At 68.7% G+C, this 17,406-nt stretch carries 15 protein-coding genes; 5 read left to right on the top strand and 10 right to left on the bottom strand.

Annotated features, from left to right (window positions below):
* Positions 1-32: 32 nt before the first annotated feature.
* Entirely contained in the window at positions 33-503 is a 471-nt protein-coding gene (locus AAC979_RS04750; RefSeq protein WP_371345697.1) for a DUF992 domain-containing protein, read from the bottom strand.
* A gap of 140 nt (positions 504-643) precedes the next feature.
* Here AAC979_RS04750 and rnd point away from each other — a divergent pair, with 140 nt between their 5' ends.
* Positions 644-1,819 (top strand): ribonuclease D, encoded by a 1,176-nt coding sequence (rnd, locus tag AAC979_RS04745; RefSeq protein WP_371345696.1) that lies wholly within the window; start codon positions 644-646, stop codon positions 1,817-1,819.
* On the opposite strand, the gene AAC979_RS04740 is transcribed toward rnd, so the two are convergent.
* The 5 genes from AAC979_RS04740 to AAC979_RS04720 form a co-directional block, all read right to left on the bottom strand.
* Entirely contained in the window at positions 1,816-3,057 is a 1,242-nt protein-coding gene (locus tag AAC979_RS04740) for a hypothetical protein (protein ID WP_371345695.1), read from the bottom strand. The two genes, rnd and AAC979_RS04740, sit on opposite strands and share 4 nt — an antisense overlap.
* Before the next feature lie 225 nt (positions 3,058-3,282).
* Entirely contained in the window at positions 3,283-4,800 is a 1,518-nt protein-coding gene (locus AAC979_RS04735) for a Ppx/GppA family phosphatase (protein WP_371345694.1), read from the bottom strand.
* A gap of 4 nt (positions 4,801-4,804) precedes the next feature.
* On the bottom strand, positions 4,805-7,009 hold the full coding sequence (locus AAC979_RS04730; protein ID WP_371349000.1) for an RNA degradosome polyphosphate kinase: 2,205 nt from the start codon (positions 7,007-7,009) through the stop codon (positions 4,805-4,807).
* A gap of 103 nt (positions 7,010-7,112) precedes the next feature.
* Positions 7,113-7,847 (bottom strand): chromosomal replication initiator DnaA, encoded by a 735-nt coding sequence (locus tag AAC979_RS04725; RefSeq protein ID WP_371345693.1) that lies wholly within the window; start codon positions 7,845-7,847, stop codon positions 7,113-7,115.
* A gap of 2 nt (positions 7,848-7,849) precedes the next feature.
* On the bottom strand, positions 7,850-8,977 hold the full coding sequence (locus AAC979_RS04720) for an AI-2E family transporter (RefSeq protein ID WP_371345692.1): 1,128 nt from the start codon (positions 8,975-8,977) through the stop codon (positions 7,850-7,852).
* Positions 8,978-9,178: 201 nt separating this feature from the next.
* Here AAC979_RS04720 and AAC979_RS04715 point away from each other — a divergent pair, with 201 nt between their 5' ends.
* From AAC979_RS04715 to purN, 4 genes are all read left to right on the top strand, one after another.
* The gene (locus tag AAC979_RS04715) at positions 9,179-9,916 is read left to right on the top strand and encodes a trans-aconitate 2-methyltransferase (RefSeq protein ID WP_371348999.1); all 738 of its coding nucleotides are present in this window, start codon (positions 9,179-9,181) and stop codon (positions 9,914-9,916) included.
* A gap of 79 nt (positions 9,917-9,995) precedes the next feature.
* Positions 9,996-11,144, top strand: coding sequence for a benzoate/H(+) symporter BenE family transporter (locus AAC979_RS04710; protein WP_371345690.1), 1,149 nt, complete (start codon positions 9,996-9,998; stop codon positions 11,142-11,144).
* Between the two features lie 70 nt (positions 11,145-11,214).
* Positions 11,215-12,297 (top strand): phosphoribosylformylglycinamidine cyclo-ligase, encoded by a 1,083-nt coding sequence (gene purM / locus AAC979_RS04705; RefSeq protein ID WP_371345688.1) that lies wholly within the window; start codon positions 11,215-11,217, stop codon positions 12,295-12,297.
* A gap of 13 nt (positions 12,298-12,310) precedes the next feature.
* Entirely contained in the window at positions 12,311-12,964 is a 654-nt protein-coding gene (purN, locus tag AAC979_RS04700; RefSeq protein ID WP_371345686.1) for a phosphoribosylglycinamide formyltransferase, read from the top strand.
* Between the two features lie 123 nt (positions 12,965-13,087).
* Here the strand turns inward: purN and AAC979_RS04695 are convergent, their stop codons facing one another.
* Genes AAC979_RS04695 through AAC979_RS04680 form a run of 4 tightly spaced genes read right to left on the bottom strand, consistent with a single transcriptional unit; the run spans position 13,088 to position 17,393 of the window.
* Positions 13,088-13,726, bottom strand: a complete 639-nt coding sequence (locus AAC979_RS04695) for a dihydroxyacetone kinase family protein (protein WP_371345685.1) — start codon at positions 13,724-13,726, stop codon at positions 13,088-13,090.
* A gap of 9 nt (positions 13,727-13,735) precedes the next feature.
* A complete protein-coding gene (locus AAC979_RS04690) occupies positions 13,736-14,737 on the bottom strand; it encodes a dihydroxyacetone kinase subunit DhaK (RefSeq protein WP_371345683.1) in 1,002 nt (333 codons plus the stop codon).
* A gap of 35 nt (positions 14,738-14,772) precedes the next feature.
* Positions 14,773-15,804, bottom strand: a complete 1,032-nt coding sequence (locus AAC979_RS04685) for an ABC transporter permease (RefSeq protein WP_371345682.1) — start codon at positions 15,802-15,804, stop codon at positions 14,773-14,775.
* Positions 15,801-17,393, bottom strand: coding sequence for a sugar ABC transporter ATP-binding protein (locus AAC979_RS04680; RefSeq protein WP_371345680.1), 1,593 nt, complete (start codon positions 17,391-17,393; stop codon positions 15,801-15,803). Before AAC979_RS04680 ends, AAC979_RS04685 begins: the two co-directional genes overlap by 4 nt.
* Positions 17,394-17,406: the final 13 nt, after the last annotated feature.

The raw sequence follows: 17,406 nt of genomic DNA, 5'->3' as shown, positions 1-17,406 counted from the left end.
GACGGGCGCCCGCAACAGGCGCCCGTCCGTTCTCACGGCACGTAGCGCAGGGTCAGCCCGCCGACGCCCAGCGCCAGCGAGGCGCCGACATTGCCTTCGACCGAAACCGGGTTGAGCGCGATCGACTTGTCGGAACCCACCAGCACATTGGCGCCGACGCCGACACCCAGCGCCACGTCACCGGTCACGCCGCCATAGGGGCCGGCCAGCGCGCCGGGGGCGACCGACTTGGTCAGCGCCAGCACGCCCCAGGTCAGCACGCCGCCACCGGTGACGCCGAGCTCGACGCCGATATTCTTGATGGTGCCGGCATAGCGCTGCTCCGGGCCGTTATCGGCCGGGGTGTAGGTGCAGGTCAGCTCCTGCTTGGATTCGATCAGCATGCCGATGCTGGCGCCGGCATTGCACACAAGCACCCCCGCCTTCACCCGCTCGGCGGCGGACGCTGGCACGAAGGAAAGCGCCAGGGCGGCGGTGGCGAGAGCGAAGACGGTCTTCTTCATGGATATCCCCCAGAGATGGGCGGCGGGGCCGCCGGAAAGGCTTGGCGACTCGTCGCCAGCCATTGATCATCGTCCATGGAGATTACGGCATGATTTCGGGGTCGAAACGGGGCCGCGAGTCCGATATGTAAAAAATCGACATGAACATGATCACAACCACCGACGAACTCGCCGCAGCCTGCCAACGGCTCGCCCGCCATCCGTTCATCACCATCGACACGGAATTCCTGCGCGAAACCACCTTCTGGCCCAAGCTGTGCGTCGTGCAGATGGCCAGCACGGAGGAAGCGCTGGTGGTCGACGCGCTGGCGGAAGGCATCGACCTCGCCCCGTTCTTCGCGCTGATGTCGAATGAAAGCGTGCTGAAGGTTTTCCACGCCGGCCGGCAGGATATCGAGATCGTCTGGCACCTCGCCGGCATCATCCCGACTCCGGTATTCGACACCCAGGTCGCCGCCATGGTGCTCGGCCATGGCGATTCCATCTCCTATGACCAGCTCGTGCAGCGCCTCACCGGGGAAGTGCTCGACAAGTCGCTGCGCTTCACCGACTGGTCGCGCCGCCCGCTCTCGGCGGCGCAGGTCGCCTATGCCGAGGCCGATGTCACCCATCTGCGCGATGTGTTCCTCAAGCTCGACGCCGACCTGAAGAAGCGCGGCCGCGCCGACTGGGTGGGCGAGGAAATGGCGGTGCTGACCTCGCCCGACACCTACCGGCAGGAGCCCGAGCGCGCCTGGGAGCGGCTGCGCTCGCGCGCCCGCAAGCCCAAGGATCTCGCCGTGCTGATGGAAGTCGCCGCCTGGCGCGAGCGCGAGGCGCAGGCCCGCGACACGCCGCGCTCGCGCATCCTCAAGGACGACGTGATCGGCGAGATCGCCTCGCAGCACCCGACCACGATCGAAAAGCTCGGCCAGCTCCGCGCCATCCCCAAGGGCTTCGAGCGCTCGCGCGCCGGCGAGATGATCGTCGAGGCGGTCAAGGCGGGCCTTGCCCGCGACCCCAAGACGCTGCCGCGCATCGAGCGCGACAAGCCGCTCTCCAACGGTGCCTCGGCCACGGTGGAACTGCTGAAAGTTCTGCTGCGCATGACCTCCGAGCAGCATGGCGTCGCCGCCAAGGTCATCGCCACGGTGGATGATCTGGAGCGCATCGCCTCCGAGGACGCGCCGGATATCGGCGCGCTGCGCGGCTGGCGGGCCGAACTGTTCGGCGACCGCGCCATGGCGCTGAAGGCGGGCCGGCTGGCGCTCGCCATGCAGCGCGGGCGGGTCATCGCCATCGAGCGGGCGGCGCTGGAAAAGGCGGCGGCGGATTAACCGCCGCCCGCAGCCCGCGCCAGCCGCAGTTCCACCAGCAGCGCCCGCAGCAGGTCCGGCTCGTCCCAGGGCACGGCATGCCACAGCGCCCGCAGCGCCTCATCGGCCGGGCCGGGCATCAGCGCCTGCGGAAACAGCGCGACCCGGGCCTCCGTCGCGACGGTAGCCGGCGCGTCTTCTCCTGGCGCCTCGGGCCGCAAATGTCTGAGCAGCAGCGCCACCAGGTCGAGCCCGGCGCGAGCGCCGAAGGGCAGGATCGGCGTCGGCCTTGCGTTGCATTCCAGCAGCCAGGCCTTGTCCTCGGCATCCACCAGAAAATCGAAGGAGACGAAGCCGGAGGCGCCGAACGCCGTCACCAGCGCCGCCGTCGCCGCGACGAGATCGGGCCGGGGCACATAGTGCAGCACGTCGGCGGGGAGAATGTCGCGCGCCCGCCGCTCCGCCACGGCGGTCAGCACGCCGAGCGTGCGCCCTTCGCGGGCGGCGGCGCAGCTCACCGCCAGCCGGCCCTCAATATAGCGCTGCACGCTCACCTGCTGCGTGGGCTGTACCCAGTCGCGCTGGCGCAGCCGCGCCTTCAGCCGGCTCCAGCGGGAACGCGGCCGCATCCACTGCGCGCAGGTCGCGTCCACTTCCGCCGGCGTCCGGCAGATGCGTACGCCGCTGCCGCCGCAACTGCGCGGCCGCTTCACCACCACGGGATAGCCGAGCCGCCGCGCCGCCGCCTGCGCCTCCTCCGGGGTCGCGGCGAGAACATCCTCCGGCGCCCGCACGCCGAGAACGCGCGCCAGACGCTGGGTCTGCGGCTTCAGGGTGCGCGCCGGCAGCGTGTCCAGCCGGCCGAGCGAGCGGGCGAGGCAGGCGGAAAGCGCCGGCGACAGCGCCGGCAGGCCCGGCCGGCCCGCCTGCGCCAACGCATGGTCGAGCAGCCACAACGCCCGCTCGTCGCAAGGCACCAGCAGGACCGGCGCGAAGGTCGCCACCGCCCGTTCCACTGCCGCCAGCAATTGGCGGGCGTTCAACGTCTCGGCGAGCGGAAAGCGGGCGGTGACATGTCGGGAGCGGAACATCAGGCTGGCGCGGCTCGCCAGCGCCCCCACCTGCGCCCCCGCCGCGGCGAAGGCGGCGGGCAGCCGGCAGCTCGAAATATGCCGCGCGTCGAGCGCCAGCAGCAGCACCCGCGCAGGCGCGGGCCCGCCGGCCGACGCGGCCGCCGTCTCGGTGATGCAGTTGAGCACGCCACGGCCCCCGCCGGCGCAGATCTGCGCTTCCGGCGGCGCTTCTAGCCGTGCCGGCGGGAGAAATCCAGCCGGCGGAACCGGTGCGCGCGGCGCGCGAGAGGAGGGATGACCGATCAGGTCTGGAGCAATTCCCGCAAAAGTTCATAGCGGTTTTGCGATAGGAATTGCGTATAATCAGAGGGCTAGAGCCTTTCCGGTGAATGCGAATTCACCGGAAAGGCTCTAGTCGGCCAGCACCACCGCTTCGCGCCCGATCAGCCGCGCCAGCGTGCGCAGGCGGCTGGCGATCCGGTCGCCGCTGAGCGGGGCGAGTTCGCCGCGTAGCTGCAGCGAGAGCTTGCCGCGCTCCACGGTGAGCGGCGTCAGCGGCAGCGTGCCCGGCATGGCGGCGGAGAGGATATAGCCGACCCGCATCGCCGCACCGAGAATGCGCGCCCGGTCCAGGAGCCGCGCCGAGACCAGTTCGCGGATGCGCGGCGAGAGATCCTCGTCCACCAGCCCGACATGACGGTAATAGATGGCGAGCGCCAGGAAGGCGCGGCCGGGATGGTCCACCCCGATGAAGGAGGCGTGGGCGATGAGATTGAGGCTCTGCTCGCCGCGATAATCGGGATGCGCCCGCCAGCTAATATCGGAGAGCAGGCAGGCGGCATGGCGCAGCCGCTTCTCCTCCACGCTTTCGTCGATGTGACTGGATTTCATGAACTGGTCGGTCCAGTCGATCAGTTCCCAGCCATGGGCGGGGGAGCGGGCACGCACCTCGTTCAGCTCGGCGGCGGCGGAGATCAGCGGGTCCTGGCTGCGGTCTTCCTCGCTCAGCAGCTCATAGAGCAGCCCCTCGCGCACACCCTGCGCCGAGATGAAGACATTGGCCGGCTTGCCGATGCGGATCAGATGTTCCAGCACCAGCGCGCCATAGGGCAGCAGCGGCCGGCGCACATCGGAGACGGTGTCGATGCGCGAGAGCGTGTCGATCGGCACCTGCCGCACCAGCCGGCAGAATTCCAGCGCCTCGCGCGCGGGAATGATGTAGCCGTGCATCACATGCAGGGGATAGCCGCGCTGGAACATGTGCAGCCGCGCCAGCGCGCGCCAGGTGCCGCCAACCGCATAGAAGGTCCGCCCCTTGAGATGTTCGAGATGCGGTTCCTTGGTCAGCAGGTCCTTGACGATCTTGTCGGCCTTCTTCAACGAGCGGCCGGAGGTGTCCTGCAGCGCGAGGCCACCGAGCGGAAAGGTGACGCCGGAGCCGATGCGCTGGCCGTGCAGGTCGGCCAGTTCCAGCGAGCCGCCGCCGAGGTCGCCGACCACGCCATTGGCATGATGCACGCCGGAGAGAATGCCGAGCGCGGAAAGCTGCGCCTCGCGCTTGCCGGAGAGCACCTCCACCTCGCTGCGGCAGATCTCGCGGCAGGCATTCACGAAGTCCGGCCCGTTGGCGGCGTCGCGCGCGGCGGCGGTGGCGAGCACATAGAGCGTGCCCACCCCCATGCGGTCGCACAGCACGCGGAAGCGGCGCAGCGCGGCCAGCGCCTTTTCCACCGCGTCCGGGTTCAGCCGCCCGGTGGTCAGCACCTCCCGGCCGAGCCCGCAGGAGGCCTTCTCGTTGAAGATCGGCGTCGGCGAGCGCGACAGGCGCTCATAGACGACGAGGCGGACGGAGTTGGAGCCGATATCAATCACGGCGACCGACATGCCGGACAACAGGCCGTGTCCGGCATCACGCAAGGCTTCGCTCATGCGCTCAATTCCGCTCCCGTCGGCGCAGGAGGTTGCGCGGCGAGGAATCCTTCAGCGACTTGCCCCGTCCCGACAGGCTTGGATTGGTCATGAAATACTGCTGCGCGTTGAACCTTTCCTCGCCCTCGCCGGGCAGGATGCGCTGCGAGGTGCCGTCCGGCATCACGCGCCAGCTCTGCTGGTTGTCCTGCAGATTGGCGACCATGATCTGGTCGAGAATCTGCATGTGCACCGTCGCATTGGTGATCGGGCAGAGCGATTCCACCCGGCGGTCGAGATTGCGCGGCATCAGGTCGGCCGAGGAGATGTAGACGGCGGACTGGGCGTGCGGCAGGCCGTGGCCATTGCCGAAGCAGTAGATGCGCTCATGCTCCAGGAAGCGGCCGACGATGGACTTGACGCGGATATTCTCGGAGAGGCCCGGCACGCCCGGACGCAGGCAGCAGATGCCGCGCACGACGATGTCGATCGGCACCCCGGCCTGGCTGGCGCGGTAGAGCGCGTCGATCACCATCGGATCGACCAGCGAGTTCATCTTCAGCCAGATCGCCGCCGGCTTGCCGGCCTTGGCGAATTCCACCTCGCCGTCAATATGGTCGAGAATGGTCTTCTTCAGCGTCAGCGGCGCGATGGCCAGCGCTTCCAGCCCCACCGGCTCGGCATAGCCGGTGATGAAGTTGAAGATGCGCGCCACGTCGCGGCCGATCGCCGGGTCGGCGGTGAAGAAGGACAGGTCGGTGTAGATGCGGGCGGTGATCGGGTGATAATTGCCCGTGCCGACATGGCAGTAGCTCGCCAGCGTGCCGCTTTCGCGGCGCACCACCAGCGACAGCTTGGCGTGGGTCTTCAGCTCCAGGAAGCCGAACACCACCTGCACGCCGGCCCGTTCCAGATCGCGCGCCCAGCGTATATTGGCTTCCTCGTCGAAGCGCGCCTTGAGTTCGACCAGCGCCGTCACCGACTTGCCGGCTTCCGCCGCCTCGGCCAGCGCCTTGACGATGGGGCTGTCGGAGGAGGTGCGGTAGAGCGTCTGCTTGATGGCGACGACATTCGGGTCGCGCGCCGCCTGGCGCAGGAACTGCACCACCACGTCGAAGGATTCATAGGGGTGGTGAACCACCAGATCCTTCTCGCGAATGGCGGCGAAGCAGTCGCCGGCATGGTCGCGGATGCGCTCGGGGAAGCGCGGATTATACGGCTTGAACTTGAGGTCCGGCCGGTCGACGCCGACAAGCTGGCTGAACTCGTTCAGCGCCAGCACGCCGTCGACGAGGAAGATCTCGTCCCCGGCGACGCCAAGCTCGCGGGCGACGAAGAGGCGCAGCTCCTCCGGCATGGCGGCGTCGATTTCCAGCCGGATCACCTGCCCCAGCCGGCGGCGCTTCAGCGCCGTCTCGAACTGGCGCATCAGGTCCTCGGCCTCTTCCTCCACTTCGAGGTCGCTGTCGCGGATGACGCGGAAGCCGCCCTGGCCCTTCACCTGATAGCCGGGGAACAGGCGGCCGATGAACAGGCCGATCATCTGTTCGAGGGTGATGAAACGCTGCACCCCGCCCTCGCCGTCCGGCAGGCGGATGAAGCGGTCGACCTTGGCCGGCACGCGGATCAGCGCGTTCATCGCCCGCCCGTCAGTGATGCGGGAGAGCTGCAGCGCCAGCGAGAAGCCGAGATTGGGGATGAAGGGGAAGGGATGCGCCGGGTCGATGGCGAGCGGGGTGAGCACCGGGAACACATGGGCGAGGAAGAAATCGTCGAGCACCGCCCGGTCCGCCCGCTCCACATCCGCGCCGTCGACCAGCACGATGCCGCAGCCGATCAGCGACTGGCGCAGTTCGCGCCAGCGCGCCTGCTGGTCGGCGGCAAGCTGAGCCGCCGCCGCGCCGATGCGGGTAAGCTGTTCCAGCGGGTTCAGCCCGTCCGGGCTGCGCACGGTGTAGCTCTCGCGCACCTGCTCCTTCAGGCCGGCGACGCGGACCATGAAGAATTCGTCGAGATTATTGGCCGAGATGGAGAGGAAGCGGAGCTGCTCCAGCATCGGGTGCTCGGTATTGGCGGCTTCCTCCAGCACCCGGCGGTTGAATTCGAGCCAGGAGAGTTCGCGGTTGATGAAGCGCTCGGGCGACTTCATCAGTTCGTCCTCCAGCGGGCGCGGCGGTACCGTCGGCTGGATGGGCATTTCGGTCAGTTCGACAGGCTGTTCCGCCGGCATTTCCGTCTCGCTCACCGTGGTAACTCCATCCTCTTGGCGGGGGGTCCGCTTCGTTCGGCGCGAAGGTCGCCGGGCAACATGACGGCTGGATGACATGTCCGTATTAACCCGTGGTGAAGTCGTTGAAGGGGAGGCCGGCGGCCGGCTCGGCGTCGTCGCGGCTCTCGCCCCGCTCCCGCAGCAGCGCGGCGGCGAGCGCGCGGGTCAGCGGGCGCTTGCGCGCCAGCGCCTCGCGATCGAGGTCGGCGACCACGTCGCGCAGCCCGGCGATGGAGCGCTCGACACGCGGCAGCAGATAGGCGAGCAGCGCCTCGTCGGGCACGATCTGCCGGTCGGCGAACAGCTTCACCGCCACCGCCGCCAGCAATTCCTCGTCCGGTGCGCCGAGCCGCACCACCGGCAGCGCCCGCAGCCGCGAAGCGAGGTCGGCGGTGGCCAGCGTTTCCGCCAGCGCCGCCGGCAGCCGGGCCGAGGTGATGAGCAGGCTCGCTCTCTGTTCGCCCACGAGGTTGAGCAGATGGAACAGCGCGGCTTCCGGCACCTTCCCGGTGCCGAGATCCTCCACCACCAGCGCACCGCCGCCGATGAGGCCGGGCACGGCGGCGATGTCGAGCGCCGCCGCCGGCACGATGGGCGCGCCGGAGGCCTCGGCGAAGATGGCGGCGAGATGCGACTTGCCCGAGCCTTCCGGCCCGACCAGCGCGACGCTGCGCCCCGGCCAGTCCGGCCAGGAATCGATCAGCGCCAGCGCCGCCTCATTGGCGAGGCCGGGCAGGAAATCGTCCCGCGAGCGGCTGTCGGCATGGGGCAGGTCGAGGGCGAGCTGGCGGGCGCCCATGCTCAGCGCATCCGGCTGTCGGGCAGGTAGGGAATCGGCGCGGGGGCGCTGAGCCGTTCGTCTTCGCCCTCTCCGGTATAGAGCGGGCTCTCCAGATACTGGTTGATGGCGAAGCGCACCAGCACCCCCACCGCCGCCGCCAGCGGCACCGCCAGCAGCAGGCCGAGGAAGCCGAGCATATAGCCGAAGGCCAGCAGCGCGAACATCAGCCATACGGGATGCAGGCCGACACTGTCGCCGACCAGCTTGGGCGAGAGGATATAGCCCTCGACGAACTGGCCGAAGACGAAGATGCCGATGACGATGGCGATCATCGTATAGTCCGGGAAGAACTGGACGATGGCGACGCCGGCGGCGAGCACCAGCCCGGTCAGCGAGCCGACATAGGGGATGAAGCTGATGATGCCGGAGACGAAGCCGATGACGAAGCCGAAATTCAGCCCGGTCATGGTGAGGCTGACGGCATAGAAGCTGCCGAGGATCAGGCACACCAGCGACTGGCCGCGCACGAAGCCGGCGATGGCGCCGTCCATCTGCCCGGCAATGCTGCGGATGGTGGCGCGGTGGCGCACCGGCAGCCACGAATCCACCTTGTCCACCATGCTGTACCAGTCATTGAGGATGTAGAACGCCACCACCGGCGTGATGACCAGCAGCGAGAACACCGAGAGCAGCGCCTGCCCGCCGGTCCACAGCCCCTGGATCAGGGTGAGCATGTAGGAGGCGCCCTGCGACACCAGCTCGTTCAACCCGGACTGGATGCTGGGCAGCCGGTCGCCGACGAAGTCGCGCAGCCACGCGGCGCGCTCGCCCTCTCCGGTCAGCAGATTCTGCAGCTTGCCGATATAGTCCGGCAGCCGCTCGATGAAGGCGGCAAGCTGCGAGCCGAAGATCGGCAGCACCAGCAGCATGAGCAATATGGCGAGCAGCAAAGTGAGGGTGATCGTCGCCAGCGAGGCCACCAGCCGGTTGATGCCCCGGCGCTGCAGCCAGGTCGTCACCGGGTTGAGGAAATAGGCGAGCGCCAGGCCGGCGACAAAGGGCAGGAGCACGCTCGACAGCAGCCATGCCGCCGCGATGAACAGGCCGAGCATGGTCAGCCAGAACGTCACCTGCTTGTGCCACGCCATTCGTCCACCGCCTCTCGCCCGCGCCGTGCGCCTTCCGGCGCGTTGTCCTTATAGATACAGGAAAACGGCGTGCGTGCGACGCACAACCCGCAGGACGGCGCCTCTCCCCCGCCATTCACAGCCGCTTTCCCCAGGGCAATCGTGGCCTTGGCGGCGGCGGCGTGGCAGAAGGCGGAACGTTCCAGGGAGGAAGACCGGATGGTGCAAGACCCGCTCTATACCGATGCGTCGCTGGTCGCCTTCTACGATGCCGAGAATGACGGCGGCGCCGACCATGCCTTCTGCGCCGACCTCGCGCGCGGCGCACGTTCCGTGCTCGATCTCGGCTGCGGCACGGGCGCGCTGCTGGCGTCCCTCGCCAACCCGGTCCGCGTCGGGGTCGATCCGGCGGGTGCGATGCTGGACGTGGCGCGTGCCCGCCCGGGCGCGAGCGGCGCCGAATGGATCGAGGCGGATGCCCGCACGCTGCGCCTCGGGCAGCTTTTCGATCTCATCGTGCTGACCGGGCACGCCTTCCAGGTCTTCCTCACCGATGACGACCAGCATGCCGCCCTCGCCACCATCGCGGCGCATCTGGCGCCGGGCGGGCGCTTTGTCTTCGACAGCCGCAACCCGGCCAGGCGCGAATGGGAGGAATGGCAGCCACACAATTCGCGACGCTTTGTCGACCACCCCGCCCATGGAAGGGTGGAAGCCTGGAACAGCGGTACGCATGACGACGCCTCGGGCATCGTCACCTATGGCACCTATTACCGGCTGGCGGACGGACGCACGCTAAGCGCACAGAGCCGCATCCGCTTCACGCCGCGCGCAACGCTGGAACAGCGGATCGCTGAGGCCGGGCTCAAGGTGGAGCGCTGGCTCGGGGACTGGAACGGGGCACCAGCCGGGGATGCCTCCCCGGAATTCATTCCGCTAGGGCAGCTTTCGCCGGCGTGAGCGCCACCTGATGACGGCGCCGGCCCCGCATGCCAAAAGGCAGCGTCGCGCCGGCCCGGCGCAGCGTTCGGATGATCCCATGCGTTCTTCGCTCGTCACCTCAGGCATCGTCGCCGCGCTTGTCGGCTTCGGCGGCACGCTCACCCTCATCGTGGCGGCGGCGCAGGCGCTGGGAGCAACGCCGGGGCAGATCACCTCGGGCGTCATCGGCCTGTGCCTGTCCATGGCGTTCACCTCCGCCTGGCTCGGCTGGCGCCACCGCATGCCGATCATCACCGCCTGGACCACGCCCGGCGCGGCGCTGATCGCCGCCTCGCACGGCCTCACCATCGAGCCGGCGGTCGGCGCCTTCGTCGTTGCCGGGTTGCTGATCCTCGTCACCGCCGCGGTCAAGCCGCTGGGCGAACTGGTGCAGCGCCTGCCGGTGGCGATCGCCGCCGCCATGCTGGCGGGGGTGCTGTTCCGCTTCTGCACCGGCGTGTTCACCGCCGGCCAGACCGACCCGCTGCTGGTGCTGCCGCTGGTGCTGCTGTTCCTGGTGGCGCGGCGCATCTCGCCCTTCGGCGCGGTGCTGGCGGTGCTGGTGCTCGGCATCGCGCTCGCCTTCATGCTCGGCCGTGTCGGCCCGCTGCCCGCTGGCGTGCCGTGGCCGAGCGTCGAGCTGATCGTGCCGCAGTTCGACCTGCAAGCGCTGATCGGCGTCGGCATCCCGCTCTATATCGTCACCATGGCTTCGCAGAACCTGCCGGGCTTCGCCGTGCTGCAGGCGGCGGGCTACAAGCCGCCGGCCCCCTCCATCCTCGCCTCGACCGGCATCGCCTCGCTGATAACAGCGCCCATCGGTTCACTCACCAGCAACCTCGCCGCCATCACCGCCTCCATCTGCACCGGACCGGACACCCATCCCGACCCGGACAAGCGCTGGCTGGCGACGCCGTTCTATGCGCTCACCTATCTCGTGCTCGCCGCGTGCGGCGCCGGCGCGGTGGCGCTGATCGCCGCGCTGCCGCGCGAACTGGTGGCGACCTTCGCCGGGCTCGCTCTGCTCGGCCCGCTGGTCAATGCGCTGGGCGCGGCCATGGGCGATGCCGCCAAGCGCTTTCCCGCGGTGCTGACGCTGGCGGTCACCGCCTCGGGCCTGTCGCTGTTCGGGCTCGGCTCGGCCTTCTGGGGGCTCACTGCCGGTCTCATCGCGCTCGGCATCGAGCATGCGGGGCGGCGCGGCTGAGGGCAAAGCCGCCCGCCACCTTGCCCGCCACGCCAGAAGCGGTTAATCCGCCAGCATTGTTCGGGGATGCATGATGACCGGTACGGAAAAAGGCCTTAGCTATCGCGATGCGGGCGTCGACATCGACGCCGGCAACCGGCTGGTCGATCTCATCAAGCCGCTGGTCAAGGCGACCCGCCGGCCGGGCGCGGATGCGGATATTGGCGGCTTCGGCGGCGTGTTCGATCCCAAGGCCGCCGGTTTCAAGGACCCGCTCATCGTCGCCACCACCGACGGCGTCGGCACCAAGCTGAAGATCGCCATCGAGACCGGCCGGCACGAGACCATCGGCATCGACCTCGTGGCGATGTGCGTCAACGATCTGGTGGTGCAGGGCGCCGAGCCGCTGTTCTTCCTCGACTATTTCGCCACCGGCAAGCTGGCCCCCGAGGTCGGCGCCACCATCGTCGCCGGTATCGCCAAGGGCTGCCAGGAATCGGGCTGCGCGCTGATCGGCGGCGAGACGGCGGAAATGCCGGGCATGTATGCCGAGGGCGATTACGACCTCGCCGGCTTCTCCGTCGGCGCGGTGGAGCGCGGCGAGCTGCTGCCCTCCCCGAATGTCCGCCCCGGCGACGTGCTGCTCGGCCTCGCCTCCTCGGGCGTGCATTCCAACGGCTATTCGCTGGTGCGCCGCATCGTCGAGGTCTCGGGCCTTGGCTGGGACGCGCCCGCCCCCTTCGCGCCGGAAAAGGCGCTGGGCGAGGCGCTGCTCACCCCGACACGGCTCTATGTGAAGTCGGCACTGGCGGCGATCCGCTCGACGGCCAAGGTCAAGGCGCTGGCCCACATCACCGGCGGCGGCCTCACCGAGAACCTGCCGCGCGTACTGCCGAAGAACACGGTCGGGCGCATCGACCTCGACGGCCTTCCCGTGCCGCCAGTGTTCCGCTGGCTGGCGCAGGTCGGCAAGGTGGCGCCGGAGGAGATGCTGCGCGCCTTCAACTGCGGCATCGGCATGGTGGTGGTCTGCGCGCCGGAAGACGCGGAGACGGTGGCCGATGCCTTCGCCAATGCCGGCGAGCAGGTGGTGCATCTCGGCGTCATCGAGCCCGGCGAGGGCGCCGCGCACACCGTCTATGACGGCACGCTCGCGCTCGACACGCCGCTCTGAGCCGCGCGACGCCATGACCAAACCCCGCGTGGCCGTCCTCATCTCCGGGCGCGGCTCCAACATGATGTCGCTGATCGAGGCGGCGGCGGCGCCGGACTTCCCGGCCGAGATCGCGGTGGTGATTTCCAACCGCCCGGACGCGCACGGCCTCGCCCGCGCGCAGGCCTGCAACATCCCGACCCGCATCGTCGATCACAAGGCGCATGCCGACCGCGCCGCCTTCGACGCCGCGCTCGACGCCGTGCTGGTGGAGGAACAGGCGGACCTCGTCTGCCTCGCCGGCTTCATGCGGCTGCTCACCGCGCCCTTCGTCGAGAAATGGGCCGGGCGGATGATCAATATCCACCCTGCCCTGCTGCCGAGCTTCAAGGGTCTGCACACCCATGAGCGGGCGCTGGCGGAAGGCGTGCGCATCCATGGCTGCACCGTGCATTTCGTCACGCCGGAAATGGATGTCGGCCCCATCCTCATGCAGGCCGCCGTGCCGGTGCTGGACACGGATACGCCGGAGACGCTCGGCGCCCGCGTGCTGGCGCAGGAGCATGTGATCTACCCCGCCGCGCTGCGCATGGTCGCCGATGGCCGGGCGCGTCTCGACGCCGGGCGGGTGGTGCTGGACGAGTTCGTGCTCGCCCCGCCGGCTCTGGTGGTGCCCCCGGTCGGCTGACAGCACCGGCCGGGAGCTTTTGCCTAGATCATTCACTGTTTCACGAAGACAATGAATGATCTAATTCTTTGTTTTATCGCGTTTTCTTCACGCGAACCGGTATCCACTTCGCTCGAAAACGCTTTAGCCCGCCACGAACCCGCTCATCGTTCCGACCAGCAGCACGCCGACCGTGGCGCCGGCATCCTGCAGCCCCACGGTCTTTTCCTGAAACGCCGCCGCCTTGCCGTGCTGCGCCACCATGGTCTTGGTGCGCTCCAGCGCCGCCTCGGCCGCGTCGCTTGCCGCCTTCAGCGCCGGCGCCAGAGCGAGGCCGGAGGCCGCCGCCTGTTCCAGCGCGCCGGCCACGGGGTCCAGCACGTCGAGAATGGTCTTGTCCCCGAGCCTGGCCTTGCCGCGCTCGGCGATGCCGGTGGCGAAGGCGCGCCAGAACGCCGCCGCCTCAGCAGTGCCGATCGCCTCCGCCCCCTCCAGCGCCTTGGCGCCGCGCAGGAAGCCGGTGGCGGTGAGCGTGCCCATGGTGGAGGGCGCGGTCTTGGCCATGATCGCGCCAGCGGAACGCAGCAGCTTGGTGAGGCCCGCCGCCGCCCCTTCCGCCGTCACCGTGTCGGCGGCCGCAGTGAAGGACTTCGCCATGGTGATGCCGAGATCGCTGTCGCCGACCTTGCCGTCGAGCGCGATGAGGAATTCGCGCTGCGCGGCGAACATGTCGCGCCAGCGCTGGAAGAGGCCGATCAGATCGTCGGCGCGGATCGCGTCCATGCTCGCACCTCAGGCCTTGACGTGGGAGAAGAACGGCGTGTGGACCGGGGCGGCGACCAGCGGGTCGAGTTCCGCGTCGAGCTTCAGCACCGAGATGGAGGCGCCAGCCATTTCCATCGCGGTGGCGAACTCGCCAATCCACACATGCTTGACCTTGGAACCGCGTTCCTCGAACAGCTGCGACACCCGGCGGAACAGGATGTAAAGCTCCTCCTTCGGCGTGCCGCCAAGCCCGTTCACCAGCACGGCGAACTCGTCGCCCTCGCCCGCCGGCAGTTCGGCGAAAATGCGCTGCATCATCTCGTCGACCACCGCATCGGCCGGGGCGAGCTTGGTGCGGCCGATGCCGGGTTCGCCATGAATGCCCATGCCGATTTCCATCTCGTCCTCGCCGACGGAGAAGGTGGCATGGCCCACTTCCGGCACCACGCAGCTCGACAGCGCGACGCCGATGGTACGCACATTCGCCCGCGCCTTGTCGGCGAGGCGGGTCACCTCGTCGAGCGAGAGCATGTTGGCCGCCGCCGCGCCGGCCACCTTGTAGACGAAGAAGATGCCGGCGACGCCGCGCCTCTTGTGCTCCTCGCCGACGACGGAGGAGGCGACATCGTCATTGCCGATGACCTGCTTCACCGTGATGCCGTCAATGTCCGCCAGCTCGGCCGCCATGTCGAAATTGATGATGTCGCCGGTGTAGTTGCCATAGATGTAGAGCACGCCGGCGCCCTGATCGATGTACTTGGTCACCTCGTGCATCTGGTCGGCGCTGGGCGACTGGAACACGCCGCCCACCGCGCAGCCGTCCAGCATGTTGTCGCCGACATAGCCGAGGAACAGCGGCAGATGGCCGGAGCCGCCGCCGGTGGCGATGCCCACCTTGCCCGGCTTGCGCGCGGCGACGACGAGGCAACGCTTGTCGTCGTTCACATAGGTCACCTGGGGATGAGCCCGGTAGATGCCGTCCAGCATCTCGTCGACGAAATGCGCGGGATCGTTGAGAAACTTCTTCATAGCGGTCCTCTTGAGCTCATTATTTGGCGTCTGTTTCAGGTCTTCTTCTGGCTGAACACGAAGAAGGCAGCGGCCAGCAGGATGAAGCCGCCCACCACCACGCGCTGCCAGGTGGAGGGAATGCCGACCATGACCAGCACGCTGTTCACCACCACCACCAGCAGCACGCCGAGCAGCGTGCCGAGCACGCTGCCGGTGCCGCCGGTGATGCGCGCGCCGCCCAGCACGACGGCGGCGATGACGTTGATCTCGCTGCCCACCAGATCGAACGGGTTGGCCTGCCGGTTGGCGCAGGTGTGGATGATGCCCGCAAGGCCCGCGAGGCCGCCGGCATAGGCGAACAGGAAGATGTGGATGGTCCGCAGATTGTAGCCGAGCCGCTCCGCCACACTGGCATTGCCGCCGACCGCGAAGATGGCGCGGCCCATCAGCGTGCGGTTGAGCATCCACCAGGTGATCAGCGCGGCGATGGGCAGCACGAGGAAATAGAACGGCAGGGTGATGGTGCGCCCGTCGGCGGCGTCGAACTGCAGCAGCGGCATGCGGCCGAACGCGCCCATCTGCGGCGGCAGCGACATGATCCACACCGTGCCGATGAAGGCGAGCAGGATGCCGCGAAACAGATATTGCGTGCCGATGGTGACGATCAGCGACGGCACGCGCAGATAATGCACCAGCAGCCCGTTGACCACGCCGAGCCCCGCCCCGCCGAGCACCGCCGCGAGGATGATCAGCGCCATCGGCGCGTCGGGGAAGTGGTTCTTCACCAGAAGGGTGAGTGAATACATGGTGAAGGCGGCGATGGCGGTGAAGGACACGTCGATGCCGCCCGCCGCCAGGATGATGAACACGCCGAGCGCGAACAGCCCCATCACCACGCTGGAACGGCCGATGTCGATCAGCGAGGAGGGCTGAAGGAAGGCGGGATTGGCGATCGCCACCGCGACGCAGATCGCCACCAGCAGCACGAAGGTGATGACCTCCGGCCGCCGGCGCACCAGTTCCAGCAGCGGGCGGCGCGGGGCGACGGGCAGCGCCGCGACATCGGTGGGGGTCGTGCTGGTCATGAAAGCGTCTCCGGCGAGGCGGAAGGCTGCGGCCGCGACGCCAGCATGGCCTGATAGAGCTGTTCCTCGGTGGCGCTGGCGGCGTCGCATTCGGCGACGATGCGGCCATTGCTCATCACGAGGATGCGGTCGCAGTTCTGCAGAAGCTCCGGCAGGTCGTCGCTGACGATGACGAGGCCCATGCCGGCTTCGGCAAGCTGTTGGATCACCTTGTAGATCGTGTCCTTGGAGCCGACATCGACGCCGACCGTCGGGCCGTGCAGCACCAGCAGTTTCGGCAGGATCGACAGCCAGCGGCCGATCAGCACGCGCTGCTGGTTGCCGCCCGAGAGCGCGCCGACCGGCAGGTCGATATTCCCGGTGTTCAGCCGCATATCCTGCGAGATCTTGTCCGCCAGCGCCCGGCCCTTCGCCCGGTCGACGATGCCGGCAGCATTGGCGAGGTCGCGCACCACGAGCGCGATCTCGTTCTCGAAGATCGACTTGTCGAGGAACAGCCCCTCGCCCAGCCGGTCTTCCGGCACATAGCCGATGCCGAGGCGGATGGCCTGCGAGGGATGCTCGATGCGCCGCACCTCGCCATTGAGGCGGATGCGCCCTTCCGCCGCCGGGGTGACGCCGGCAATGGCGGTGGCGAGTTCGTTGCGGCCGGAATCGGCGAGGCCGGTAATGCCGAGGATTTCGCCCCGCCGCAGGCTGAAGCTGACGCGGCCGAGGCTCGGCGGCAGCGCCAGCCCTTCCGCCGCGAACAGCTCCTCCGCCATCGGCGCGCCGGTGCGGTAGCGCGCGCCGTCAATATGGCGGCCGGTCATCATCTCCGTGAGCTGGTGCTTGCTGTAATCGGCGAGCGGCCCCTGCCCCACGCATTGCCCGTCGCGGAACACGATGGCGTGGCCGCCGATGCGGTAGCACTCGTCGAGCTTGTGGGTGACGAACAGCACCGCGACATTCTCCGAGCGCAGGCGCTCGACCACGGCGATGAGATTGTCGACCTCCCGACGGGTGAGCGAGGTGGTCGGCTCGTCCATGATCACCATCTTCGCCCGTGTGGCGATGGCGCGGGCGATGGCGACCAGCTGGCGCTGCGCCAGCGGCAGGTCGGAAACGATAGTGGAGAGATAGGCCGGCGCCGTCGGCAGCCCGACCACCTCCAGCGCCGCCTCGGCGGTGCGCGTGAGGCGCGAGCGATCGAACAGCCGCCCGAGCCGGCCGCCATGGGCGACGAGCTGCTCATTGAGCGCCACATTCTCCGCCACGGTGAGGTTGGGCAGCAGCGAAAGGTCCTGATAGACGGTCTCGATGCCGGCGGCGAGCGACTGGATCGGGTTGAGCGCGCGGAAGCTGCGCCCTTCCAGCACGATCTCGCCCTCGTCCGGGGCATGGGCGCCGGACATGATCTTGATGACGGTGCTCTTGCCGCAGCCATTCTCGCCCAGCAGATGATAGGCCTCGCCGGGCTGAATCGTGAAGCCGACGCCGCGCAGCGCATGCACGCCGCCGAAGCGCTTGTGGATGCCGCGCAGTTCCAGAAAGGCGCCGGAGGCGGCGCCCGGGGCGCGGGAGAACGTGGCGTGGGACAGGTGGGACACGGGCGACCCCTTC

The organism is Ancylobacter sp. IITR112, from assembly GCF_041415945.1.
GTDB lineage: Bacteria > Pseudomonadota > Alphaproteobacteria > Rhizobiales > Xanthobacteraceae > Ancylobacter.
Note: the sequence above shows the minus strand (reverse complement) of the source record. Positions and strands in the feature narration are given on the sequence as shown.

Bases quoted from the DNA above. Each gene is read 5' to 3' on its own strand.
- AAC979_RS04710 (WP_371345690.1), top strand. From the start codon at position 9,996: ATGCGTTCTTCGCTCGTCACCTCAGGCATCGTCGCCGCGCTTGTCGGC.
- AAC979_RS04730 (WP_371349000.1), bottom strand. From the start codon at position 7,009: ATGCCGGCGGAACAGCCTGTCGAACTGACCGAAATGCCCATCCAGCCG.
- AAC979_RS04725 (WP_371345693.1), bottom strand. From the start codon at position 7,847: ATGGGCGCCCGCCAGCTCGCCCTCGACCTGCCCCATGCCGACAGCCGC.
- purM (WP_371345688.1), top strand. From the start codon at position 11,215: ATGATGACCGGTACGGAAAAAGGCCTTAGCTATCGCGATGCGGGCGTC.
- AAC979_RS04720 (WP_371345692.1), bottom strand. From the start codon at position 8,977: ATGGCGTGGCACAAGCAGGTGACGTTCTGGCTGACCATGCTCGGCCTG.
- AAC979_RS04735 (WP_371345694.1), bottom strand. From the start codon at position 4,800: ATGAGCGAAGCCTTGCGTGATGCCGGACACGGCCTGTTGTCCGGCATG.
- rnd (WP_371345696.1), top strand. From the start codon at position 644: ATGAACATGATCACAACCACCGACGAACTCGCCGCAGCCTGCCAACGG.
- AAC979_RS04685 (WP_371345682.1), bottom strand. From the start codon at position 15,804: ATGACCAGCACGACCCCCACCGATGTCGCGGCGCTGCCCGTCGCCCCG.
- purN (WP_371345686.1), top strand. From the start codon at position 12,311: ATGACCAAACCCCGCGTGGCCGTCCTCATCTCCGGGCGCGGCTCCAAC.
- AAC979_RS04690 (WP_371345683.1), bottom strand. From the start codon at position 14,737: ATGAAGAAGTTTCTCAACGATCCCGCGCATTTCGTCGACGAGATGCTG.
- AAC979_RS04695 (WP_371345685.1), bottom strand. From the start codon at position 13,726: ATGGACGCGATCCGCGCCGACGATCTGATCGGCCTCTTCCAGCGCTGG.
- AAC979_RS04750 (WP_371345697.1), bottom strand. From the start codon at position 503: ATGAAGAAGACCGTCTTCGCTCTCGCCACCGCCGCCCTGGCGCTTTCC.